The organism is Escherichia sp. MOD1-EC6819 (genome assembly GCF_002965765.1).
Classification (GTDB): Bacteria; Pseudomonadota; Gammaproteobacteria; order Enterobacterales; family Enterobacteriaceae; genus Escherichia; species Escherichia ruysiae.
Window position 1 is genome coordinate 223,151 of record NZ_PTRG01000009.1, and the last position, 23,911, is coordinate 247,061.

Consider the following 23,911-nt stretch of genomic DNA (forward strand, 5'->3'; position numbering starts at 1 on the left):
TACAAACGCTTTTATTGCTACATTTTTATAACATACAGTACGCAATGCCATCGACCATAAAGGTGGCATATGGTGTGATCGGGGTTCAATAAATTGCGAAACAAGGTATACTCCAGCAGTTCCTGAAGATGTTTATTGTACTAAACGCTCCCGTACGAGGACGCTACTGCGCACCTATGACACAATTCGCTTCTCCTGTTCTGCACTCGTTGCTGGATACAGATGCTTATAAGTTGCATATGCAGCAAGCCGTGTTTCATCACTATTATGATGTGCATGTCGCGGCGGAGTTTCGTTGCCGAGGTGACGATCTGCTGGGTATTTATGCCGATGCTATTCGTGAACAGGTTCAGGCGATGCAGCACCTGCGCCTGCAGGATGATGAATATCAATGGCTCTCTGCCCTGCCTTTTTTTAAGGCCGACTATCTCAACTGGCTGCGCGAGTTCCGCTTTAACCCGGAACAGGTCACCGTCACCAACGATAACGGTAAGCTGGATATTCGTTTAACCGGCCCGTGGCGTGAAGTCATCCTCTGGGAAGTTCCTCTGCTGGCGGTCATCAGTGAAATGGTACATCGCTATCGCTCACCGCAGGCCGACGTTGCGCAAGCCCTCGATACCCTGGAAAGCAAATTAGTCGACTTTTCGGCATTAACCGCCGATCTCGAGATGTCGCGCTTCCATCTGATGGATTTCGGCACTCGTCGCCGTTTTTCCCGCGAAGTACAAGAAACCATCGTTAAACGTTTGCAACAGGAACCCTGGTTCGTTGGCACCAGTAACTACGATCTGGCACGTCGGCTTTCCCTCACCCCGATGGGAACACAGGCGCATGAATGGTTCCAGGCGCATCAACAAATCAGCCCGGATCTTGCCAATAGTCAGCGCGCTGCACTTGCTGCGTGGCTGGAAGAATATCCTGACCAACTTGGCATTGCGTTAACCGACTGCATTACTATGGATGCCTTTCTGCGTGATTTCGGCGTGGAATTTGCCAGTCGTTACCAGGGGCTTCGCCATGATTCCGGCGACCCGGTAGAATGGGGCGAAAAAGCCATTGCACATTATGAGAAGCTGGGAATTGATCCGCAGAGCAAAACGCTGGTTTTCTCTGACAATCTGGATTTACGCAAAGCGGTCGAGCTTTATCGCCACTTCTCTTCCCGTGTGCAATTAAGTTTTGGTATCGGTACACGCCTGACCTGCGATATCCCCCAGGTCAAACCACTGAATATTGTGATTAAGCTGGTGGAGTGTAACGGTAAACCGGTGGCGAAACTTTCTGACAGCCCTGGCAAAACTATCTGCCATGACAAAGCGTTTGTCCGTGCGCTGCGTAAAGCGTTCGACCTTCCGCATATTAAAAAAGCCAGTTAATATCATCAGGGAGCCATAACGGCTCCCTTTTTTGCCTTTTATTCCGAAATCTTTTGTCCCATCTGCGAATTCTGCTTGTCTGATTGCAGATGCCAGGTAACATAGGTATCCCCCCATTGACGGGTGGACAAGTGTTTATTTTTTCCGACTATTAACAGAGAGAATATTATGAGCGTTGTGCCTGTAGCCGACGTACTCCAGGGCCGCGTAGCCGTTGACAGCGAAGTCACCGTGCGCGGATGGGTGCGTACCCGCCGAGATTCAAAAGCTGGCATCTCCTTCCTCGCCGTTTATGACGGTTCCTGCTTTGATCCTGTACAGGCTGTCATCAATAATTCTCTGCCCAATTACAATGAAGACGTCCTGCGTCTGACCACCGGTTGCTCGGTCATTGTGACGGGTAAAGTCGTGGCGTCGCCGGGCCAGGGGCAACAATTTGAAATTCAGGCCAGCAACGTTGAAGTTGCCGGCTGGGTTGAAGATCCAGATACTTACCCGATGGCAGCAAAGCGCCACAGCATTGAGTATCTGCGTGAAGTCGCTCACCTGCGTCCACGTACCAACCTGATTGGCGCTGTTGCGCGCGTTCGCCACACGCTGGCACAGGCGCTGCATCGCTTCTTTAACGAGCAGGGATTCTTCTGGGTTTCAACGCCACTGATTACCGCATCTGATACCGAAGGCGCTGGCGAAATGTTCCGCGTTTCAACGCTGGATCTGGAAAACCTGCCGCGTAACGATCAGGGCAAAGTGGATTTCGACAAAGACTTCTTCGGTAAAGAGTCTTTCCTGACCGTATCTGGTCAGTTGAACGGTGAAACCTACGCTTGCGCATTGTCCAAAATTTATACCTTCGGCCCGACTTTCCGTGCAGAAAACTCCAACACCAGCCGGCATCTGGCGGAATTCTGGATGCTGGAGCCGGAAGTTGCGTTTGCTAACCTGAACGATATCGCCGGTCTGGCTGAAGCCATGCTGAAATATGTCTTCAAAGCGGTTCTCGAAGAACGTGCAGACGACATGAAATTCTTCGCTGAACGCGTAGATAAAGATGCTGTCAGCCGTCTGGAACGCTTCATTGAAGCCGACTTTGCGCAGGTTGATTACACCGATGCGGTAACCATCCTCGAAAATTGCGGTAAGAAATTTGAAAACCCGGTTTACTGGGGCGTGGATCTCTCTTCCGAGCATGAGCGTTACCTGGCAGAAGAACACTTTAAAGCGCCGGTCGTGGTGAAAAACTATCCGAAAGATATTAAGGCGTTCTATATGCGTCTTAACGAAGACGGTAAAACCGTCGCGGCAATGGACGTTCTGGCACCGGGCATCGGTGAGATCATTGGTGGTTCACAGCGCGAAGAGCGTCTGGACGTACTGGACGAGCGTATGCTGGAGATGGGCCTGAACAAAGAAGATTACTGGTGGTATCGCGATCTGCGTCGCTACGGTACTGTTCCGCATTCCGGTTTCGGTCTTGGTTTTGAACGTCTGATCGCCTACGTGACTGGTGTGCAAAACGTGCGTGACGTGATTCCGTTCCCGCGTACTCCGCGTAACGCCAGCTTCTAATTTAGTTTTTCCGAGAGCCAGCGCCCGCTGGCTCTTTTCTATTCCCTTCTGTCAAGTTATCTGTTTGTTAAGTCAATCAATCTATTTGCAACCCTGTCACAACAACCTTCCTGTTACGGAATATTTCCACGTAATATTTATGAACAAAAAATAATCCGCATTCTTATTGCGGATTAGTTATTTCTTAGCTGATAGCACAATTTTTATACTTCTTATTAGCTTTCTGGACGTCTGAATCTGTGTTTTAGCGAAGCCACTGAGAGAAATTATCAGAGCGAAAATTTTCGTTTAGCTAAATTTAATATAAGTAAATCATATATATAGATCAAACTCTCTGCAAATATCATTAAAGTCTAATGGAAATATGACGGCGTTCACAAAGTTCCTTAAAATTTACCTTTAGTTACATATTTTTTCTTTTTGTAACTATATCTTTATATTTGTAGCACTTTCACGGTAGCGAAACGTTAGTTTGAATGGAAAGATGCCTGCAGATACATAAAGACACCAAACTTTCATCAATAGCTCCGTAAATATTTATTGACGAAACTTATTGACGGCAGTGGCAGGTGTCATAAAAAAAACCATGAGGGTAATAAATAATGATGAAGCGCAACATTCTGGCAGTGATCGTCCCTGCTCTGTTAGTAGCAGGTACTGCAAACGCTGCAGAAATCTATAACAAAGATGGCAACAAAGTAGATCTGTACGGTAAAGCTGTCGGTCTGCACTATTTTTCCAAGGGTAACGGTGAAAACAGTTACGGTGGCAATGGCGATATGACCTATGCCCGTCTTGGTTTTAAAGGGGAAACTCAAATCAATTCCGACCTGACCGGTTACGGTCAGTGGGAATACAACTTCCAGGGTAACAACTCTGAGGGTTCCGATGCCCAAAATGGCAATAAAACCCGTCTGGCGTTCGCTGGTCTGAAATTTGCTGATGCTGGCTCAATCGATTACGGTCGTAACTATGGTGTTGTTTATGATGCACTGGGTTACACCGATATGCTGCCAGAGTTTGGTGGTGACACTGCATACAGCGATGACTTCTTCGTTGGCCGTGTTGGCGGCGTTGCAACTTACCGTAACTCCAACTTCTTTGGTCTGGTTGACGGCCTGAATTTCGCTGTTCAGTACCTGGGTAAAAACGAACGTGACACCGCACGTCGTTCTAACGGCGACGGTGTTGGCGGCTCCATCAGCTACGAATTCGAAGGCTTTGGTATCGTTGGTGCTTATGGTGCTGCTGACCGCACCAACTTGCAGGAAGCTCAGCCTCTTGGCCAGGGTAAAAAAGCTGAACAGTGGGCTACTGGCCTGAAGTATGATGCAAACAACATCTACCTGGCGGCAAACTACGGTGAAACCCGTAACGCTACGCCGATCACTGGCGGCTTTGCCAACAAAACACAAGACGTTCTGTTAGTTGCACAATACCAGTTCGATTTCGGTCTGCGTCCGTCCATCGCTTACACCAAATCTAAAGCGAAAGACGTAGAAGGTATCGGTGATGTTGATCTGGTGAACTACTTTGAAGTGGGCGCAACCTACTACTTCAACAAAAACATGTCCACCTACGTTGACTACATCATCAACCAGATCGATTCTGACAACAAACTGGGCGTAGGTTCAGACGACACCGTTGCTGTGGGTATCGTTTACCAGTTTTAATAGCAGACCTCTTTGTTAAATGCCGAAAAAACAGGACTTTGGTCCTGTTTTTTTTATGCCTTCCAGAGCAATCTCACGTCTTGCAAAAACAGTCGGCGTTTTCATCAGTAATAGTTGGAATTTTGTAAATCTCCCGTTACCCTGATAGCGGACTTCCCTTCTGTAACCATAATGGAACCTCGTCATGTTTGAGAACATTACCGCCGCTCCTGCCGACCCAATTCTGGGTCTGGCCGATCTGTTTCGTGCCGATGAACGTCCCAGCAAAATTAACCTTGGGATTGGTGTCTATAAAGATGAGACGGGCAAAACCCCGGTGCTGACCAGCGTTAAAAAGGCTGAACAGTATCTGCTCGAAAATGAAACCACCAAAAACTACCTCGGCATTGACGGCATCCCTGAATTTGGTCGCTGCACTCAGGAACTGCTGTTTGGTAAAGGTAGCGCCCTGATCAATGACAAACGTGCTCGCACAGCACAGACTCCGGGTGGCACTGGCGCACTACGCGTGGCTGCCGATTTCCTGGCAAAAAATACCAGCGTTAAGCGTGTGTGGGTAAGCAACCCAAGCTGGCCGAACCATAAGAGCGTCTTTAACTCTGCAGGTCTGGAAGTTCGTGAATACGCTTATTATGATGCGGAAAATCACACCCTTGACTTCGATGCACTGATTAACAGCCTGAACGAAGCTCAGGCTGGCGACGTAGTGCTGTTCCATGGCTGTTGCCATAACCCAACCGGTATCGATCCTACACTGGAGCAATGGCAAACGCTGGCGCAGCTTTCCGTTGAGAAAGGCTGGTTACCGCTGTTTGACTTCGCTTACCAGGGTTTTGCTCGCGGTCTGGAAGAAGATGCTGAAGGTCTGCGCGTTTTCGCTGGTCTGCATAAAGAACTGATCGTCGCCAGTTCCTACTCTAAAAACTTTGGCCTGTACAACGAGCGCGTTGGCGCTTGTACTCTGGTTGCTGCTGACAGTGAAACCGTTGATCGCGCATTCAGCCAAATGAAAGCGGCGATTCGCGCTAACTACTCTAACCCACCAGCACACGGCGCTTCGGTTGTTGCCACCATCCTGAGCAACGATGCGTTACGTGCGATTTGGGAACAAGAGCTGACTGATATGCGCCAGCGTATTCAGCGTATGCGTCAGTTGTTCGTCAATACGCTGCAGGAAAAAGGCGCAAACCGCGACTTCAGTTTCATCATCAAACAGAACGGCATGTTCTCCTTTAGCGGCCTGACAAAAGAACAGGTACTGCGTCTGCGTGAAGAGTTTGGCGTGTATGCGGTGGCTTCCGGTCGTGTGAACGTAGCCGGGATGACGCCAGACAACATGGCTCCGCTGTGCGAAGCGATTGTGGCAGTGCTGTAAGAGTTAAAACCAATGAAGCCCGCTGAAAGCGGGCTGAGGTTGCTGACAAACGCAGCATTGCCTGATGCGCTACGCTTATCAGGCCTACGCGTCCCCTGCAATATTTTGAATTTGCACGATTTTGTAGGCCGGATAAGGCGCTCGCGCCGCATCCGGCATAAACAAAGCGCACTTTGCCAGAAATCCAGGCCCGCATTGAAAGCGGGCTTTTTTATACGCCTTTACCAGACGGGCATTTCGTCTTGCAGGAAGGGATTATGCAGGCGCTCATAACCAAGAGTGGATAATGGTCCGTGACCCGGAATAAATGTCACGTCATCGCCCAGTGGCAGCAGTTTATCTTTAATCGAAGAGATCAGTTGATTATGGTCACCACGAGGGAAGTCGCTACGCCCTACTCCGCCTTTGAAAATAACGTCGCCAGAAATGAGCAGTTTTGACTGATTATCAAAGAAGACCACATGACCCGGCGTATGCCCAGGGCAATGTAACACCTGTAAAGTCACATTCCCTATGCTGATAGTGTCGCCTTCGTTCAGCCAACGATCCGGCGTTAGTGGCTGACACTCCTCCAGACCGAACATACGGCTTTGCGCAGGCAAGCCTTGCAGCCAGAACTCATCTTCTTTTTCCGGCCCAAGAACCGGCACGCCGTAATGTTGCGCCAGTTCCGCCGCCGCGCCAACATGATCCAGGTGACCATGCGTCAGCAGGATCTGCATTAGCGTCAGGCCGCTGGCATCAACTTCCTGTTTGATTTTTTCCGCATCGCCGCCAGGATCAACCAGTGCAGCCAGGCGAGTTTGTTCACACCAGATCAATGAGCAGTTCTGGGAGAATGCAGTGACCGGAATAATACGATAATTCATACTGCCCCTGTTTTGTTAAGCGATTGTTACCAGTGCCGTGCTGGCCCGGTATCAATATGCACAAAGTTACTACGTGGGTAATATCCTACACCACCTGCACGCATAGATAACGCTGCTTTGCGAATATTGCTTAACGCGACACCTTCAATATGGAAATCCATCGCCTGGCCTTTGGTGTGATAGCTTTTCTTCGCTACCCCACGGCTGTGCGCGCGTAGTTCATTGTTGGTATCAATGGAGCGATAACCGGAAATGAGTTGCACCGGTTTGCGGGTGCCTAACAGCCCTTGCAGGCGATACAACTGGTCGAATAATCCTGGGTCGATGGACTTTATTTTGTTCGCGCGGAAATCGCGGAAAAAATGGTTTAGTTTTGCCAATTCTTCCTGAATATAGCCTCTGCCATCGAAAAACTCCGCTTTAATGGACTCTCCGGTATGGAGATTGTTGAGTGTCAAAATACGCGGACGTGGGGTAGAGAGTGTCGCAAACGCAGGGGTCGGCAAGATGGCGGCACCAAGTGCAACGCCACCAAGCGCCAGCAGTTTACGGCGATTAGCGTCGAATTTGTCCATGATAATCAAGTCTACAGGTCAATGTTATCGTTTATATGCACTTCTGGCGCACAAGAGGCACCTTAACCGCGCATAAAGCTAACGTCAAGATGACTCAATCCCAGCAGTGATGGGGGCTAGCGAGAATAGCCCCCAATTTTGCCAATTATTACGACAACTGATTTACCCGAACTACTTCATTTATCTGATTAATTGTTCCGCTTTCGATACAATTTGCGAGCTGGATCGCGCAGGCAGATCATAATTGTAAATATCTGTACGATATTGAGTACGACCATCTGCACCGACAAAAGCGGTCAGGTAGTAGAGATTAACCGGGATCGACTGACGGATATTGACGTAACGGGTATCTCCCTGCTTCAGGGCGTCGGAAATACGCTTGTCATTCCAGCCTGCATCCTGCAACAGCATATTTGCCAGATCAGATGCCTTATTCACCCGCACACACCCTGAGCTTAACGCGCGTGTATCACGCTTGAACAGATTGTGATTAGGCGTGTCATGTAAGTAGATAGCGTCTGAACTCGGCATATTAAATTTATACCGTCCTAGCGAATTTCGTGGGCCAGGAGCTTGCTGGAAGCGGAACGGTAAATTCGAGGCGGTAATCGTTGACCAGTCAACCTGCCACGGATCAATCGCTTCTTTGCTGTTCCAGCCGCGCATCACCGTATAGCCATGACTTTCCAGATAACCCGGATCGTTACGCACTTTCGGCAGAATATCTTTGCGTGCCAGCGTCGGCGGTACGTTCCACGGCGGATTCACCACCACATTGTTTAAAGCACTGCTCATCATCGGTGTTTTGCGGTCAGGACGGCCGACAATCACCCGCGAGTCCAGCACCTGATTACCGTTCTGGTAATAGACCAAAGAATAGGCGGGTATATTGACCATGATGCCAGTAGAAAGCTCCGCAGGCAGCAAGCGTAAACGCTGGATGTTGAGTGCCAGCACACCTGCACGCTGGGCTGGCGTTACATTTAACCAGTCCCGCGTTGCCGGACCAATAGCGCCATCGGCCCCCAATCCTTGCCATGCCTGAAAACGTTTAACGGCTTCCACCAGCTCATTATCGTAGGCAGCGCGTACGGCTGGCGCAGGTTTACTGCGAGCCGTAGTTTGCCTGTCCATCGGCTTAGTTTCTGCTGTTTCGACGGCAACGGCGGACGGACTCACGACTGCATCTGCGGGTGTTTCATCGCCAGGGAGCGCAATTTTCGGCCCGCCTTCGAGCATTCCCGTTCGCTGCAAAATCTCGCGCAGTGCTGGTACATCATTACTCCACTGGCCAGGACGCAGCGTTGCTTTACCGGTCAGTTGTGGCCACGGTTTCGTATCGCTGAGTAAGGTCAATAAAGATTCATGCATCGCGGCATATTGCGGATGCTGCGGAGCCAGTCCTGCAACAAACGTTGGCAACTGACCATTATTTAGCGCCACCTGCCATTGGTTAATGACCGAGAGCGGTGGTGTAGAGAGCGCATAAGGTTTACTGCTGTACAACCAGTGCGTACCTTTGACCGGAATGTTGGCAACGAAATGGAGATAGCCCAGCATTGCATCCGACAGCACTACGTCGCGTGCCAGACCGTTAACGCCAGGATCAGTCAGTAACTCTACCCATTTATTAAACTGCGGCTGAAAACCGGCAATCGCCACTTCCGCCAGTTGCTGCTGGAAGGCTTTTACCGCATCACGGTTTTCCCACATAGGCTGCATGTCACGTGCGGCATACAGCAGTTGAAGCTGGTTAAGATAAACCGGCTTATAACCTGCGGGTAATTGAGATTCGATTTGTGTGCGAGCGTTTTCCGCCGCACCCTCTGGTAGCGGCTGAAGTCCCGCCATAATTGCCGTAGCTTGCGCTTGCGGCAGTGCATCTCCCTGTTCGCTAACAGCCACCGGGCTGTCGCCAGGGATTACTTCAGGCTCATCAGCCTGCACACTGAACAGTGGAGCGAATGTTACGGCCAGACACAAACTTATTGCCGAAAGCCGACGACCACACATCATGTTAAGCAACATCCCTTGCCCCCTGTTTTTATCATACTTTGAATAGCCAGGCTGCTTTTCTCTACTTGCCTGTACAACGCCAATACTCACGAAAGTATGACGAGCAAGCCTGTTACTTATCAGGCTTACCTTCAGTATATAAACACCGATACGTTTTTACACAACCTAATGTAAAGAAGTTTAAAGAAAAGCGCGCCGTAATGCGGCATTTTTTTAGTGCAGAAACGGAGTTTTCTGAAAAAAGGCGACATCGCTGCCGCCTTAATCTTAACTTGCCTGGGAAGACGCTTCGTCAGCCCCTGGAAGCGTTTCTGGAAGCTGCGGCGCAAAGCCACGTAAACCAACCACATGAACGTGCTCGGTATTCTGGAATACCTTACGCACCAGTTTGTAGGTGGTGCCTTTCTCCGGGCTAATATTTTCTGGCGCCGCGATGATGAGCTGCATTTGCAAACGCTCACACAATTCAAACAGCGTGGCGATAGAACGAGCATCCAGTCGCGCTGCTTCATCGAGGAACAGCAGGCGGCAAGGAGAAATGTCTTTACCGCGCAGTCGGCGTGATTCATCTTCCCAGCTCTGTACCACCATCACCAGAATCGACATACCTGTACCAATTGCTTCACCGGTAGATAGTGCGCCCGATTCCGCACGCAACCAGCCATCGGAACCACGGTTAACCTCAACTTCCATCTCCAGGTAGTTGCGGTAATCCAGCAGTTCTTCACCAATGGTCTGCGGTGTGCGCTGGCCCATATCAATCTGCGGGTTAAGACGCTGATACAGTTTCGCCAGGGCTTCCGAGAAGGTCAGACGGTTGCTGTTAAATAGATCCTGATGTTGTTCATGCTGTTCAGAAAGGACATCCAGCAGCATGGCGTGAGTTTCACGCACGTTCACGTTCAGACGCACGCTGTTCACCTGACCGAACGAAACGTTCTGCAATCCCTGGTTGAGCATACGGATGCGGTTCTGCTCGCGCTGAATGGTTTTACGAATGATGTTTGCCACGCTGCGGGAACTGATCGCCAGTTTCTGTTCGCGGGAAGTTAACTCTTCGGTCAGACGGCTAAGTTCGATTTCCATCTGCTCGATAGCTTCAACCGGATCATCGGTACGAATAATATCCTGACGAATACGTTCACGCAGATGCTGGTAAACCGCCACGAAGAACTGAATTTTACGTTCCGGACGTTTTGGATCTTCCGACATACGCAGCACGTCGCGTAGATGTTCGTTATCCGCTACCGCCAGACGCAGCGCACCTAACGCCTTATCCGACATGGAACGCAAATCATCAGCGGAGAGATAAGCCAGCTCGCGACGGTGCAAGCGACGCTCAACACCGTTATCTTTCACCATGCGCATGACTGCACACCAGCCCGCTTTGGCGGTCACCACCTGCTCGCGCATCTCAAAGTAATCACGTTCCAGCTTGCGCAGTTTGCGGGTCAGGTTGTCCATCTCCGCTTCGCAGAAGGTAAGTGCTTTTTCCAGTTGGTTGCGACGAGAACGGTTATTGCTCAGTTGCGCATGTAGTTCGTCACGGCGAATGCGCGCCCGTTCTTCTGCCCCGCTATCGGCACGCACACCGATATCCTGCAATTCGCGTTGCAGATCGTTAAGCAGCTCTTTTTTGGTGTCGTAAGAACTTTTCAGCGAGGCCAGTACCTGGTTGTACTGGCTCAACTGCGCTGCATGACCACGCAACGCTTCACGAGCGCGGGTACGTTCCGCCTCTGCCTGCTCCAGACGTTCACGCAGTTTTTCGTTGAGATCGCTGTTACCGCTGAGCATTTCTGCCGAGTCGGAGTAGCTAAAGTGCGCACGACGCTGCACAACTTCAGTCAGGGCAAATGCCTGCTGACGGGCATCGCGCTGCATCCGCTGGGAGTACGCGTAATCTTCTTTTAACTGTTCGAATTGTTCAGGGTCGCTCTGCAATACTGAAACCATCGGCTCCAGTTTCGCCAGTTGATTACCGAACTGCTGAACAAAACGCGCGGCTTCCTGGGCTTCATCCAGACGTTCGCGGATTTCATCGACGCGATCTGCCAGGCTGTCATCAGCCAGCAGGTTGAGACGCGGCAGAATGCGGTTCAGCGCGGTAACGCCCTCTTTCGCCTGCTCAAACTGAATACGTTGCTGCTGGTTATCATTTTCATGATTACTCAACGCCCGCTCCAGTTCGACGCGACGGCTGTTCAGTTGGCGGATTTCGGCTTCCGGATCGGACTCAAACGCCACCGCCAGATGGCTGCCGATAAAGCGGCTAAATGCCTGATGCAAACGCTGGGTTTTCTGTACATCAAAGGAGAGCGTAGCAAAACGTTCAGAGAGCACTTCACGCTCAGCATGAAGGCTTTCAATGCGGCTTTCGCGCGCCGCACGACCAAACAGAGGAACTTCCGGGAAGCGTGAGTAACGCCACTGACGGTCGGCAATTTTCACCACCACCGCTTTTTCCAGCTCATCAACGCTGAACACGCTGTCATCGAACGACTGCGGATCACCTTCGATCAGATAGAGATCTTCCGGGCAATCGGTTAAACCTTCCAGTTGTTCGGCAATCTGCGACAGATCCGGCACGACGATCGCGTGACGAGACGGGCCATATAGCGCAGAGAAGTACGGCGCATCTTCAAGGCTAACGTCGTCATAAATTTCTGACAGCAGCACGCCACCAAAACGTTCTGCCAGCGCATTCAGGCGCTGATCTTCAGAGCCGCCCGGCTGGCTTAAACGCTCAATCTCTTCGTCAACGGCGTTTTTGCGTGCCCCCACTTCGTCACGTTCAACAATCGCTTCGCGCTCACGCTCCAGCAACTGTTGCATGTATTCAGTGACGTCCTGGCTGGAAGTGAACTCTTCACCGCACTGCTCACTCAACTGATTGAGGCTGTTTTGCGCCGCCAGCCAAACCGGCGCACGCTGCATCAGACTCTGAATGCGTGATTGTAGTTGTTCCTGTTCCTGACGCAGCGCCATGCGCTCTTCACGGGCGTTAGACACGCTGTCAGACAGAGAAGCAATGCGCGCTTCCAGTTCCTGATGCAGGGCTTCCAGTTCGTCGATATCGAAATTCTTGCCCTGACGTTTGCAGAATTCTGCCAGCAGGCGTTCGGCTTCTTGCTGCTCGCGCAGACGCTGTTCCAGTTCGCTTAAGCGCATCCGCAGCGGCTGAACCTGTTCTGCCAGGTGGCGCTGATCGACCCCTTCGCGCAGCAGTTCGCGGGCGACCTCCCACGCTTCGTTACGCGCCAGCGGACCGTTGATTGCTACTACCAATTGATAAGCCTGCTCAAACTGGCTGTGCGCGGTTTGCGCCATGCTCATTTTCTGCTCAAGAGAGAGCATTTTTTCGGTCGCTTCCAGCTCTTTCGCCTGGAAGGTTTCCAGCCATTCGGCGGCGCTGTCGGCGGTTAAGTCCGGCAGATGACACAATTCTTTGGCACGATTAAGCGCAGCAATCGCCTGGTTGTACTGGATCGCGCGCGTTTGCTGGACGTCCAGCGCCTGCTGGTAGTCAGCAAGCTGGCTTTTCAGCTCATCCACTTCCAGTTCGGCGGCTTCCGCACGCGCTTCGTTCTCTTCCTGGCGCTCGATGGCTTCTGCCACCACTTCGTTTTGCTCTTCCAGACGGATCTGCAGCTCATCGAGATCCGCTTCGTAACGTTCGATCTTTTCCTGCTGACGCAGTGCAGTCTGCACCAGGTTCAGGTGATCGCTGGCCGCCTGATAATCCGCTTCCAGATCGCCTTCGGCACCGTTGTGCTCTGCCAGCTCACGCGCCATATCGACGTGTTTGTACTGCTCCGCCGCCAGTTGCTGACGCGAAGTGTGTAGCTCACGACGAAACTCCAGAGCTTTGTCGAGATGGACACGGCGCTCGTTGGCGTGACGCATGTAGTCCGCCGCCACGTAGTTGGTGGCTTCGCTAATCAGATGCTTGAACAAGTCACGGTCAGACTGAGTGACACGAATCGCTTCCAGCGTCATGCGGTTTTCACGCAGCGCCGCTTCCATGTCCTGGAACGCTTTACGCACACCGCTGTTTTCTGGCAGCAGGTAATCGCGCAGAGAACGGGTAATGGCGCTGGAAATACCGCCGTACAGCGAGGCTTCGATCAGACGATAGAATTTACTACGATCAGAAGCAGAACGCAGACGACGCGCGATGATGCCCAGATCGAACATCAGCGAATGGTAATCGGTGATGGAGTTGAACTGCTTAAACTGCACGCCTTCCATCGCTTCGAGTTTGTCTTTCAGCTCGTTAAGCGGCAGCACGCGCGCCTGACGTTCGTTCAGGGTTTCGGTCACCAGTTGCGTCGGCTGCACCGACATCGGCAGCCCCTGAATGGCAAACGGTTTGATATCAACTTTACGATCGCGCCCGGCAACCTGTTGTAGACGCACACCAACCACCACGCGCTGGTGGCGCGAGTTGATGGTGTCAAGCATCGAATAACAGACACCCGCTTTTAGCTTACCGTGCAGGCCTTTATCTCGCGAACCGCTGGTAGCCCCGGCTTCCGTGGTGTTACGAAAGTGCAACAAGGTCAGGTCGGGGATAAGCGCCGTAACGAACGCCGCCATGGTGGTTGATTTACCCGCACCATTACCGCCGGAAAGCGTCGTGACCAGCTCATCAAGGTCAAAGGTACGGGCAAAAAAGCCATTCCAGTTAATCAGCGTCAGTGAGCGAAATTTACCGCGTTCAATCATTATTCTTCCTCTCCGCTATCTGGCTGATTCTCTTCAGTTTCGTCGTTGAGTTGCAGGTGGTTTTCCAGCGACATAGCTTCACCATCGCGAATCAGGCGACGCTGGGCTTCGCGCGGATCGTCGCCCGCACGGACATCCGCACCGAAACGGAACACCGATTCAGTAATGCGGAACTTGCTGCTGTCGTGCCCCATAAACCACACCATGCCTAAGCGGCGCAGACGGTTGAGCGAAGAGCGTACTTTTTCCTGCAACTTCTGGCGATCCACGTCCGAACCGGTAGAACGGTTGTTTACCAGTTTCAGCAGTTTCGCTTCATCAGCCAGGGTGAGCAGTTCATCATACAGTTCCTGCTGAGTAAAAATCCCCTCGTTCGCCAGCCGTTCCGGGCTGAGATAGAGATAACAGAGGATTTTCCCGACCATCATGTCCAGTTCCGACAATACGGAGCGCGGGATAATAGTGGTAGAACGTGGGCGCAAATAGAAAAAACCTTCCGGCGCGCGAATAAGCTCCACGTTATAACGTGCGTAAAACTCTTCCAGATATTCCTGAAAATCCATCAGGAATGCATGATTATCCAGTTCGTCGAGGCCAATATGACGGCCTGAACGTAAGGCGCTATCCAGCGCCGGAAATAACGGATTCGCCAGCGCCTGCGCCAGCTTAACCGGCATCACTTGTTCAATATTTGTCGATGACATGCGCCTGTACCTTGGCTCCGTAATCATTAATCGGCTGCCATTTCGCAGGCAGTCCGGTGAAATCTGCTTGCGCTACGCCGAGGCGTACCGCCTGATCAATAACAATACGCGCAACGTCAAAGTGACGCGCACGTGGATACTGCGCCAGATATTCGCGTACCACCAGACCAAGATCCAGCGGTACTTGTCTGGTTTTGTACACGGCGAGCTGTTCTTCGATGATCGCCGCCAGTTGTTCGCGGATCTCGTTGAACTCTTCGTACTCTAAATCTGGCGGAAGCTCCCCGGTCACTTCTTCGTCGCGCAGCGCCATCTCTTCGTCACGCATATCCAACAGACGATCGGCATTAGCGTAAGTCAGCGCCCACGGTTCATCAAAATAGGTTTGTACCGACTGACGTAACCGCTGAGCAAAGACGCGGTTTTTATCCATATCGATAGCAGTACGGATAAATTTGTGTACGTGGCGATCGTAGCCAATCCACAAGTCGATAGATTGCTGTCCCCAGCTGATAATACGATCGAGCTTACTTTGCAGATCGAACACCAGACTATCGACAAAATGCAGATCGTCATGCGTCATGGTCGCATCCTGGATGCGCAACAGGTTAGCCTGCAATTTGTCACCTGCCGCTTCCAGCGTATCCTGCAATTCACGCAGCGTACCGGAGGTTTCTGAAAGCAACAATTCGCAGCTGGAGATCGCCGCGCGCCAGTCTTTATTCAGCAACTGAGCGATGTCATCTTTCACCTGCTGCTGCTGCTCATCCATCAGACGTTGCGTTAGATCGATGCTGTCGAAAATTTCTGCTACCGAATATTTCAGCGGAGCATAGACATTGCGGTGCCAGTGAAACTCATCGCCGCCCTCTTCTGCCGCGTCCGCCGCACGCTTCAGTTCGCCTGCAACGATCGACAACTGCATAGAAAGACGTAGCGTAGAAAACTCACGCTGACGGATGTAGTAGTCAGTAATGCCGATGCCGAGCGGCGTCAGACGATATATAGCATTCCCTTCCGCCTGCTCACTGGTAAAGCGGTTCAGCAGACGTTGACGCACCATGTCGTTGATCGCGTTGTTGGCGCGCACGCCGATGGTTTCGCTGGTTTGCTCAAACGCATCACTCACATGGCGGAATGCATCCACCAGCTCGCCTTCACTCATCTCACCATCCAGACGCTCGCCATTCAGCGTGGCAACCGCCAGCAGAAAAGAGAGTCGGTCTACCGGCAGCGAGATGGAGAAGTCATTTTTTCTGGCCCAGGCAACCAGTTCGGGGACTGTCTGGGAAAATTCACTCATACTTTATCCTTGCTCTGCGGTTTGCGCGCGGTGACATGAATATAACGCCCCAGGCTGATATATGGTTCCTGACGGCAATAACGCGTTTCTAATTCAAGTAATGCTTCGTAGCAGTCGCGCTGCTGGTGCTTTTCACGCAGATAATCATGAAACACGCGAACGCCGGTTTTACCCATAATTTGCCAGCCAGCTTCTTCCAGCCACTGATATACCTGCGCCGGGTCGCGTGGATAGTCTGGCGAAAGCGTCCGTTTTTTCTTTTTCGGCATTCCCGCCTGCACGTAATCAAAATTCCCTGCGACCATGTTATGCATCAGCAAGCCATGCGCATTGTAGAACATTAATGACAACACGCCGCCTGGGCGCAACACTGACCACAACGTTTGCAATACGCTGCGGGGATCAGCCACCCATTCCAGCACCGCATGGAACAATATCAGATCAACGGGCGTTTCCAAATGCGAAGCAACGTCCTGAGCGGCGCAATGTATAAATTGCATGTTGTCGCTCACACCTTTAGCGTCTGCCGCCTGCTTTGCGCGGTCGATCATCTGGGCGGAGAGATCGCATAAAATGACCTGATGCCCTCGTTCGGCCATTTTGATCGCGGTCTGTCCTTCTCCACCACCGGCATCCAGCACACGCAGTTTTTGCGGTTCCATATCCACCAGCACACGATCGAGATCCTGCCACAGAATAGCCTGTCGAAGCTGTCCTTTGGTGGTGCCGTAAATGTTACGGGAAAACTTTTCCGCAATGTCATCAAAATTGCGATCCTGCATTGCTTTCTCCACCGGTTGGCTAAGACGTTTTCTGATAAAGGCGCTATTTTGTCACAGCCACGGCGAGAATGAACCCGTCTGGTGTAATATCACTGTCGATCCCTCGCTATATGGTTAAAAAAGGAACCAGAAAGGATGCTTTTTACACTGAAAAAAGTGATTGGCGGTATGCTGCTGCCGCTTCCGCTAATGTTGTTGATTATCGGTGTGGGTCTGGTGCTACTGTGGTTTAGCCGTTTTCAAAAAACTGGAAAGATATTTATTAGCGCAGGATGGTTGGCGCTTTTGTTATTAAGTTTGCAACCAGTAGCCGACCGCCTGCTGCGTCCCATCGAAAGCACTTATCCGACATGGAATAATGCACAAAAAGTGGACTATATCGTGGTGCTCGGAGGTGGTTATACCTGGAACCCGCAGTGGGCACCAAGTTCAAATTTAATCAATAATAGTTTGCCGCGCCTGAATGAAGGTATTCGTTTATGGCGCGAGAATCCGGGATCAAAACTGATCTTCACGGGAGGCGTAGCAAAAACCAATACGGTGAGTACAGCGGAAGTAGGTGCCAGAGTGGCGCAATCGCTGGGCGTGCCGCGTGAACAAATTATTACGCTGGATTTGCCAAAAGATACCGAAGAAGAAGCAGCCGCAGTGAAACAGGCCATTGGTGACGCCCCTTTCCTGCTGGTGACATCTGCGTCTCATTTGCCGCGCGCGATGATCTTTTTCCAGCAGGAAGGCCTGAATCCGCTGCCAGCCCCGGCGAATCAGCTGGCAATCGACTCGCCGCTTAATCCGTGGGAACGGGCAATTCCCTCTCCGGTCTGGTTGATGCATAGCGACCGTGTAGGCTATGAAACGCTTGGTCGCATCTGGCAGTGGCTGAAAGGTTCGTCAGGCGAGCCAGGGAAGGAGTGATTTTGATGCCAGATCGAAGTTGCGCCGACTAAACCGTCCGGTATTGACCAGTTGCGCAACTTCATCCCATAACACATACAGCCAACGCCGCCAGATGAAAGACTCCGCCACTGGCGCGCGTTGCAGGTAACTCCAGAGTAAATCTTCTGCCAGAGTGTTATCCATCAACCGGAACAGCTCATACTCACGTGGCGCCCAAAGCATGAGGCCCGGCCCTACCATCGCCAGTAATTGATCGCTATGAGAATCTTTCAACATGCTGCGCAAACAGAAATTGCCATGAATCAGCACACAATTGTCGTTAAAGCCTTCAAATAAGGCCGGAAGACATTCGCGAGTGCGGAACAGGATACGCTTATCCTGCATCGTTAGTCCGGTGTTATGGAACTGATTGAGCGTGGTCCATAGCACTTCAACATGTTGCCGATACCAAGAGGGCCAGAAATTTTCCTGAGTGTTGTCGACTGCGCCGACGCAACCTCGACTGTCCTGTCGATGCCAGGCCAGCAGAGCTTCAACAATTTGCTCTTTCAGATGCTCCCAGCGTTCCGGTGTACGCGCGGGAGCTTCTACAGAAACACCACGCATCCGCTCCAGTAACAGGACATCGGGGCCAGGATGTTCTTCATGTGTCATCACGCCATAGATGGTTGGCATACGAACAGTCCCGCTGCGCGCCAGCATGGTGGTCTTCCATGCCAACTGGCGGGCTTGGCCTGGCGTACTAAAGCTTCTCGCCATTAACGGCATTGGGTTTCCCTGGCTGTCATACAAAGCCCACAACGCCGTATCCGCTTTTTCATTGACGCACTCAATACGACTGAGTTTTTCGCCCAGTAAATGGCTTAATTCGGCACGCAGCTGTTCCATTCAGATTACCCTCATAAAAGCTACTGCCTTCATAATGAGCGCCAATGTAAAAGATGTCACCTGAATGAGATCAATTGTTGAAAAGAAAAATGAGGAAAATCGTAACGGTACGACACTCCCCCCAAAATCAGGTGGAGTGTCGTGAAATCAGCTTAGAGCATTTCAGCGCGAACGCGCTCGAGATCTTCAGGGGTATCCACTCCTGTACCAGGAACTTCCTGGGCAACAGCAACGTGGATTTTTTCGCCGTACCACAGTACGCGAAGCTGCTCTAACATTTCGATGTGTTCTAACGGACTTGGCTGCCAGGTGACGTAACGACGGATAAAGCCTGCACGGTAGCCATAAATACCAAGATGACGCAGGAAGTTATCACCAACGGTTTCCAGACCTTTTGCAAAACGGTCACGATCCCACGGAATGGTGGCTCGTGAGAAGTAAAGCGCATAACCTTCAGCGTCAAGCACTACTTTAACCGCATTCGGATTAAAGGCTTCTTCCGCACTGTGGATAGGTACAGCCAGAGTAGCCATGCCTACTTCACGCTGGGCGAGATTATCAGCAACCTGACGAATGATTGTCGCAGGGATCATTGGCTCATCGCCCTGCACATTAACAATCACCGTGTCGTCGCTGAACGCGCATTTTTCGACAACTTCCGCCAGGCGTTCGGTGCCTGACTGATGATCGGCGCGCGTCATGCACACTTCCCCTCCTGCCGCTTCAACAGCGCGGGCAACATCTTGATGATCGGTTGCGACAATGATGCGATCGGCTCCTGATTCGCGGGCGCGTTCAAGAACATGAACGATCATCGGCTTACCGTTAATATCGACCAACGGTTTACCAGGCAGACGCGTAGAAGCGTAGCGTGCAGGAATAATCACCACAAAACTCATGATTTACTCTCATCAGCAGTCAGCACGCGGGCTTCCGTTTCCAACAGCACAGGGATGCCATCGCGCAGCGGGAAAGCCAGGTTATCCAGTTTGCAAATCAGTTCTTGTTTTTCCTGGTTATACCAAAGTTTGCCGTTGCAAACCGGGCAGGCAACGATTTCAAGCAGACGATGATCCATAGTTCCTCCAGATGGATCGGGTTATGAATGCATAAATCTTATCATAATCATTTATGCCCAGGGGGCTATTTCCCAGCCTGTGCGGCAATCACTAAAGAGACCGTGTGGGCAGCGCCCTAATGTCACTCGCGTTGCCTGCTGCCAGCCAGCAAAATCGGTAATCGCCTGGCGTAATCCTTTTTGAAGAGAAGCAGTCAGTTTGATGCCATCCTGTAACCAAAGGGCGATAACTTCAAGGACGCCCGTCTGGCGATGCATTTTAGCATCCATTCGCCCGACTAATTGTCCACGATGCAGTAACGGCAGAACGAAATAGCCATACTGGCGTTTCGGTGCCGGCGTGTAGCATTCCAGCCGGTAGCTAAAATCAAAAAGCTGCTCTGCGCGTTTGCGATCCCAGACGACAGGGTCAAAGGGTGACAGTACAGTGCTATGCGTCGCGGTGAGTTTCCCCGCGAGAGCTGTTTCGAGAAGAGGCAACAAATCAATATGCAGCCAGAGTTGTCCTAACCTCTCCACATTTACGGGGATAATTTTCTGCTGTTCAGCACGCACATCACGCCAGGCAGCCAGCGCCGGGCGTTTAAGGCGATAGTAATCCGCCAGCCACTGTTCGCGGAATATTCCCAGGCTACGCGCACTGTTATCCAGCATAGTGATTTCTGCTTCTGTTTGCGAAACGAGGTCACACTTATCATCCCAGTGCGGCATGACACGATGGGTTAAATCATAAACGCGCTGGAAATTACGCCGTTCAATCACCATCACCTTTCCAGCAGTAAACAGCCCTTCCAGATGGCGTTTATGCGGCTTCCACTCCCACCAACCGCTTGCCCCTTTGCGGGGATGAGCAAAATCGGCTGAACGTACGGGTCCGTTATCCTGAATGTACTGAAGTAACTGTTCAATTTCTTCCGCATGTTCCCGCATCCAAGCGTCTTGATATTTCCAGCCCATTTTTTCTGGCGCCAGCATCCGGTGGCGAATGAGATGAAAATCACTACGCGGCATAAAGCAGGCTTCATGCGCCCAGTATTCCATTAATTCGCCATGCGCCAGCGACTCGTCCAGCCACTGCGGAGGATAATTACCCAGACGACTAAAAAGCACCAAATAAGGGCTGCGAGCAACGATATTGATAGTGTCGATTTGCAGCAAGGACATGCGGGAGATAGCTGCCAGAACATCTTGCGGCAACGCGCGACGACGAGATTTTTTTAACAGACCTTGCGCAGCGAGATGAAGATTACGTGCATCAGCAAGAGAGATATACGGCAGCGTCATTCATGGCTCCATCAATTGAACGCTGCTGCTGCGAATTAGTTGCCAGAAGCCAGCGAGGAAAGTTGCGCGAGCAGTTTCTCTGGCTCAGCGCCCGAAAACTGTGCGTCAACGGGCAAATACCACCAATTTTCTTCTGCAAAGCCCCGGCATTTCACCGCATCTTTTTCAGTCATAACCAGTGTTTGCCCGGCACTTAACAATGCGCTGACATCTGCATGATTCAAAGACTGATGATCGGACAACGGCACACATTTTTCCGGTTGCACACCACACATCTTCAGCGTGGCAAAAAAGCGCGGCGGATGACCAATCCCCGCCATTGCCACCACATGTTCAAGCTGAGCAACGTCACAACGCGTACCGGTACGTAAATTCACCGCCTGACCCGGCAGCAGATGCATGGGGATTTCACCGCTGCGGGGGACACCGCCGTTGACGATTACCGCATCAACCGACTTTAAGCGCCCCGCTCGCTCACGCATTGGCCCCGCCGGCAACCACCAGCCATTGCCAAAGCGACGCACACCATCAATAACGACGATTTCCACATCACGCGCCAGACGATAATGCTGTAAACCGTCGTCGGTTACGATGAGCTGCACATCAGGATGTTGCGCCAGAATGGCTTTTACCGCATCAGAACGCACGGGAGAAACTGCAACAGGCGCGCCAGTACGCTGATAAATCAGCACCGGTTCATCACCCGCCTGTGCTGTGGTGGTCTCTGCCGACAATAACATCGGATACGACTCGGCCTTACCGCCATAGCCCCGGGATACAACACCAACACGAATACCACGTTTTTGCAGTTGTTCTACCAGCCAGACAACGACCGGGGTTTTCCCGTTGCCACCTGCGGTGAGATTACCGACCACCACAACTGGCACCGGGGCACGCCATGCGCGCTTCAGTTTTAGTTTATAGCAAAGACGGATAGCGCCACTCACCAGACCATACAACCAGGAGAGTGGCAGCAACAGCCGCCACAAAGGAGATTCACCAGACCAGATTTTTTCGATCATTGACCAAATTGCATTTTGTGAAGTTGCGCGTAGACACCACGGTGCTCAAGCAAATCGTTATGCGTGCCGCGTTCCACAATGACACCATCCTCAACGACCACAATTTCGTCTGCCTTTTCAATGGTAGACAAACGGTGAGCAATCACCAGTGAGGTACGGTTTTTCTGTAGCTCGTCAAGCGCCGCCTGAATCGCACGTTCGGATTCTGTATCCAGCGCCGAGGTGGCTTCATCAAGGATCAGAATCGGGCTGTCACGCAACAAAGCTCGAGCGATAGCGATACGCTGGCGCTGACCGCCAGAGAGCAACACGCCGTTTTCACCAATCACCGTATCAAGACCGTTATCCATCTTATTGATAAAGTCCATGGCATAAGCCATACGCGCCGCTTCTTCAATTTGCTCACGGCTGTACTGGTCTGTACGTGCGTAAGCAATGTTGTTGGCAACCGTATCGTTAAACAAATGGACATTCTGCGATACCAGTGCAACCTGGTTACGCAATGACGCCAGGGTATACTCGCGCAGATCGTGACCATCCATCAGGATTTCGCCTTCATCAATATCGTAGAAACGCGTGATCAAGCTGGCGATTGTTGATTTACCTGAACCAGAACGTCCGACCAGAGCGACCGTTTTCCCTGCCGGAATTTTTAGGTTGATGTTACGCAGAGCGGGAACTTCACGCCCCGGATAGGTAAAAGTGACATTGCGAAATTCGACGTCGCCGATTGCTCGTTCAATCTCGCGTTTACCTTCGTCTTTCTCCTGTTCACTATCCAGAATGGTAAACAGCGTCTGACAGGCCGCCATACCACGCTGGAATTGGGCGTTAACGTTGGTCAGCGATTTCAGCGGACGCATCAGTGCAATCATCGAAGAGAAGACAACGGTAATCGTACCTGCTGTCAGGCTATCCATTACACTTGGGAAGCTCGCTGCATACAGAACAAACGCCAGCGCCAAAGAGGCAATCAGCTGAATGATTGGGTCAGAGATAGAAGAGGCTGATACCATCTTCATTCCCTGCAAACGCATCTTGTTGCTGACCTTATCAAAACGCTTCGTTTCCACTTCCTGGCCGCCAAAAATCAGCACCTCTTTGTGGCCTTTCAGCATCTGTTCTGCACTGGTGGTCACCTGCCCCATGGTGTTCTGCATGTTTTTACTGATGCTGCGAAAACGCTTCGATACGATACGAATCGCAATCGAGACGATCGGCGCCAGCACAATCAAAATGATCGACAACTGCCAGCTGTAATAGAACATCATGGCGAACAGACCGATAATGGAAGCACCTTCACGCACCACCGTAATCAGCGCGCCGGAAGACGACGAAGCAACCTGTTCAGAATCGTAAGTAATACGTGAAAGCAGAGTCCCGGTTGACTGTTTGTCAAAAAATGACACCGGCATTCCCATCATGTGACCAAACAGGCGGCGACGCATAGTCATTACCACTTTTCCTGATACCCAGGAGATGCAGTAACTGGAAATATAACTGGTGATACCACGTAAAATCATCAGCCCAATAACCACCAGCGGCATCCACATCAGCACGGAGCGATCGGTTTTACCAAAGCCATCATCGAGAAGTGGCTTAAGGAGCGATAACATGAAGGTATCGCTGGCTGCGTTGAGAATTAACGCTATGCCCGCCACGATCAGACCCGCTTTAAAAGGCGCAATGGTTGGCCACAGTCGGCGGAATGTCTGCCACGTAGAGAGATCTTTGTCGTTATGCATTCAAAAAACCAGCATTTGTTGAAA

General features: G+C 51.4%; 18 protein-coding genes. 5 read left to right on the forward strand and 13 right to left on the reverse strand.

What is annotated here, in order from left to right; all coding sequences use genetic code 11:
- Positions 1 to 176: 176 nt before the first annotated feature.
- From pncB to aspC, 4 genes are all read left to right on the forward strand, one after another.
- On the forward strand, positions 177 to 1,379 hold the full coding sequence (gene pncB / locus A7Z06_RS15020; protein ID WP_010344462.1) for a nicotinate phosphoribosyltransferase: 1,203 nt from the start codon (positions 177 to 179) through the stop codon (positions 1,377 to 1,379).
- Between the two features lie 168 nt (positions 1,380 to 1,547).
- On the forward strand, positions 1,548 to 2,948 hold the full coding sequence (gene asnS, locus A7Z06_RS15025; RefSeq protein WP_000117892.1) for an asparagine--tRNA ligase: 1,401 nt from the start codon (positions 1,548 to 1,550) through the stop codon (positions 2,946 to 2,948).
- Positions 2,949 to 3,550: 602 nt separating this feature from the next.
- Positions 3,551 to 4,621, forward strand: a complete 1,071-nt coding sequence (gene ompF / locus A7Z06_RS15030) for a porin OmpF (RefSeq protein ID WP_000977930.1) — start codon at positions 3,551 to 3,553, stop codon at positions 4,619 to 4,621.
- 184 nt (positions 4,622 to 4,805) lie between these two features.
- The gene (gene aspC, locus A7Z06_RS15040; RefSeq protein WP_000462704.1) at positions 4,806 to 5,996 is read left to right on the forward strand and encodes an aspartate transaminase; all 1,191 of its coding nucleotides are present in this window, start codon (positions 4,806 to 4,808) and stop codon (positions 5,994 to 5,996) included.
- Positions 5,997 to 6,217: 221 nt separating this feature from the next.
- On the opposite strand, the gene gloC is transcribed toward aspC, so the two are convergent.
- From gloC to cmoM, 7 genes are all read right to left on the reverse strand, one after another.
- On the reverse strand, positions 6,218 to 6,865 hold the full coding sequence (gene gloC, locus A7Z06_RS15045; protein ID WP_001109462.1) for a hydroxyacylglutathione hydrolase GloC: 648 nt from the start codon (positions 6,863 to 6,865) through the stop codon (positions 6,218 to 6,220).
- Positions 6,866 to 6,891: 26 nt separating this feature from the next.
- Complete coding sequence (locus tag A7Z06_RS15050; RefSeq protein WP_001516120.1) at positions 6,892 to 7,440, reverse strand: YcbK family protein; 549 nt, start codon at positions 7,438 to 7,440, stop codon at positions 6,892 to 6,894.
- A gap of 180 nt (positions 7,441 to 7,620) precedes the next feature.
- Positions 7,621 to 9,468 carry a L,D-transpeptidase gene (ldtD, locus tag A7Z06_RS15060; protein ID WP_000926032.1) on the reverse strand — a complete coding sequence of 616 codons (1,848 nt, stop codon included), beginning with the start codon at positions 9,466 to 9,468 and terminating at the stop codon, positions 7,621 to 7,623.
- A 255-nt stretch (positions 9,469 to 9,723) separates the two neighbouring features.
- Positions 9,724 to 14,184: a chromosome partition protein MukB gene (mukB, locus tag A7Z06_RS15065; protein WP_000572685.1), complete on the reverse strand. Its 4,461-nt coding sequence runs from the start codon at positions 14,182 to 14,184 to the stop codon at positions 9,724 to 9,726.
- Positions 14,184 to 14,888: a chromosome partition protein MukE gene (gene mukE, locus A7Z06_RS15070; RefSeq protein WP_010344468.1), complete on the reverse strand. Its 705-nt coding sequence runs from the start codon at positions 14,886 to 14,888 to the stop codon at positions 14,184 to 14,186. Before mukE ends, mukB begins: the two co-directional genes overlap by 1 nt.
- Positions 14,869 to 16,191 (reverse strand): chromosome partition protein MukF, encoded by a 1,323-nt coding sequence (gene mukF / locus A7Z06_RS15075; RefSeq protein ID WP_001288859.1) that lies wholly within the window; start codon positions 16,189 to 16,191, stop codon positions 14,869 to 14,871. Before mukF ends, mukE begins: the two co-directional genes overlap by 20 nt.
- Positions 16,188 to 16,973 (reverse strand): tRNA uridine 5-oxyacetic acid(34) methyltransferase CmoM, encoded by a 786-nt coding sequence (gene cmoM / locus A7Z06_RS15080; RefSeq protein ID WP_010344470.1) that lies wholly within the window; start codon positions 16,971 to 16,973, stop codon positions 16,188 to 16,190. Before cmoM ends, mukF begins: the two co-directional genes overlap by 4 nt.
- Positions 16,974 to 17,108: 135 nt before the next feature.
- Between cmoM and elyC the strand changes: the two genes are divergently transcribed.
- The gene (elyC, locus tag A7Z06_RS15085) at positions 17,109 to 17,888 is read left to right on the forward strand and encodes an envelope biogenesis factor ElyC (protein WP_000899558.1); all 780 of its coding nucleotides are present in this window, start codon (positions 17,109 to 17,111) and stop codon (positions 17,886 to 17,888) included.
- On the opposite strand, the gene A7Z06_RS15090 is transcribed toward elyC, so the two are convergent.
- From A7Z06_RS15090 to msbA, 6 genes are all read right to left on the reverse strand, one after another.
- Positions 17,865 to 18,758, reverse strand: a complete 894-nt coding sequence (locus A7Z06_RS15090) for a YcbJ family phosphotransferase (protein ID WP_105279482.1) — start codon at positions 18,756 to 18,758, stop codon at positions 17,865 to 17,867. The genes elyC and A7Z06_RS15090 overlap by 24 nt on opposite strands.
- Before the next feature lie 152 nt (positions 18,759 to 18,910).
- A complete protein-coding gene (kdsB, locus tag A7Z06_RS15095) occupies positions 18,911 to 19,657 on the reverse strand; it encodes a 3-deoxy-manno-octulosonate cytidylyltransferase (RefSeq protein ID WP_000011598.1) in 747 nt (248 codons plus the stop codon).
- Positions 19,654 to 19,836: a protein YcaR gene (gene ycaR / locus A7Z06_RS15100; RefSeq protein ID WP_000350069.1), complete on the reverse strand. Its 183-nt coding sequence runs from the start codon at positions 19,834 to 19,836 to the stop codon at positions 19,654 to 19,656. The genes kdsB and ycaR overlap by 4 nt, the downstream gene beginning before the upstream one ends.
- A gap of 51 nt (positions 19,837 to 19,887) precedes the next feature.
- Complete coding sequence (ycaQ, locus tag A7Z06_RS15105) at positions 19,888 to 21,120, reverse strand: crosslink repair DNA glycosylase YcaQ (RefSeq protein WP_000174810.1); 1,233 nt, start codon at positions 21,118 to 21,120, stop codon at positions 19,888 to 19,890.
- Between the two features lie 35 nt (positions 21,121 to 21,155).
- On the reverse strand, positions 21,156 to 22,142 hold the full coding sequence (gene lpxK / locus A7Z06_RS15110) for a tetraacyldisaccharide 4'-kinase (RefSeq protein WP_000570520.1): 987 nt from the start codon (positions 22,140 to 22,142) through the stop codon (positions 21,156 to 21,158).
- Positions 22,139 to 23,887 carry a lipid A ABC transporter ATP-binding protein/permease MsbA gene (gene msbA / locus A7Z06_RS15115; RefSeq protein ID WP_000551251.1) on the reverse strand — a complete coding sequence of 583 codons (1,749 nt, stop codon included), beginning with the start codon at positions 23,885 to 23,887 and terminating at the stop codon, positions 22,139 to 22,141. Before msbA ends, lpxK begins: the two co-directional genes overlap by 4 nt.
- Positions 23,888 to 23,911: the final 24 nt, after the last annotated feature.

Coding starts and splice junctions, on each gene's coding strand:
- pncB (WP_010344462.1), top strand. CDS start 177: ATGACACAATTCGCTTCTCCTGTTCTGCACTCGTTGCTGGATACAGAT.
- asnS (WP_000117892.1), top strand. CDS start 1,548: ATGAGCGTTGTGCCTGTAGCCGACGTACTCCAGGGCCGCGTAGCCGTT.
- ompF (WP_000977930.1), top strand. CDS start 3,551: ATGATGAAGCGCAACATTCTGGCAGTGATCGTCCCTGCTCTGTTAGTA.
- aspC (WP_000462704.1), top strand. CDS start 4,806: ATGTTTGAGAACATTACCGCCGCTCCTGCCGACCCAATTCTGGGTCTG.
- gloC (WP_001109462.1), bottom strand. CDS start 6,865: ATGAATTATCGTATTATTCCGGTCACTGCATTCTCCCAGAACTGCTCA.
- A7Z06_RS15050 (WP_001516120.1), bottom strand. CDS start 7,440: ATGGACAAATTCGACGCTAATCGCCGTAAACTGCTGGCGCTTGGTGGC.
- ldtD (WP_000926032.1), bottom strand. CDS start 9,468: ATGTTGCTTAACATGATGTGTGGTCGTCGGCTTTCGGCAATAAGTTTG.
- mukB (WP_000572685.1), bottom strand. CDS start 14,184: ATGATTGAACGCGGTAAATTTCGCTCACTGACGCTGATTAACTGGAAT.
- mukE (WP_010344468.1), bottom strand. CDS start 14,888: ATGTCATCGACAAATATTGAACAAGTGATGCCGGTTAAGCTGGCGCAG.
- mukF (WP_001288859.1), bottom strand. CDS start 16,191: ATGAGTGAATTTTCCCAGACAGTCCCCGAACTGGTTGCCTGGGCCAGA.
- cmoM (WP_010344470.1), bottom strand. CDS start 16,973: ATGCAGGATCGCAATTTTGATGACATTGCGGAAAAGTTTTCCCGTAAC.
- elyC (WP_000899558.1), top strand. CDS start 17,109: ATGCTTTTTACACTGAAAAAAGTGATTGGCGGTATGCTGCTGCCGCTT.
- A7Z06_RS15090 (WP_105279482.1), bottom strand. CDS start 18,758: ATGGAACAGCTGCGTGCCGAATTAAGCCATTTACTGGGCGAAAAACTC.
- kdsB (WP_000011598.1), bottom strand. CDS start 19,657: ATGAGTTTTGTGGTGATTATTCCTGCACGCTACGCTTCTACGCGTCTG.
- ycaR (WP_000350069.1), bottom strand. CDS start 19,836: ATGGATCATCGTCTGCTTGAAATCGTTGCCTGCCCGGTTTGCAACGGC.
- ycaQ (WP_000174810.1), bottom strand. CDS start 21,120: ATGACGCTGCCGTATATCTCTCTTGCTGATGCACGTAATCTTCATCTC.
- lpxK (WP_000570520.1), bottom strand. CDS start 22,142: ATGATCGAAAAAATCTGGTCTGGTGAATCTCCTTTGTGGCGGCTGTTG.
- msbA (WP_000551251.1), bottom strand. CDS start 23,887: ATGCATAACGACAAAGATCTCTCTACGTGGCAGACATTCCGCCGACTG.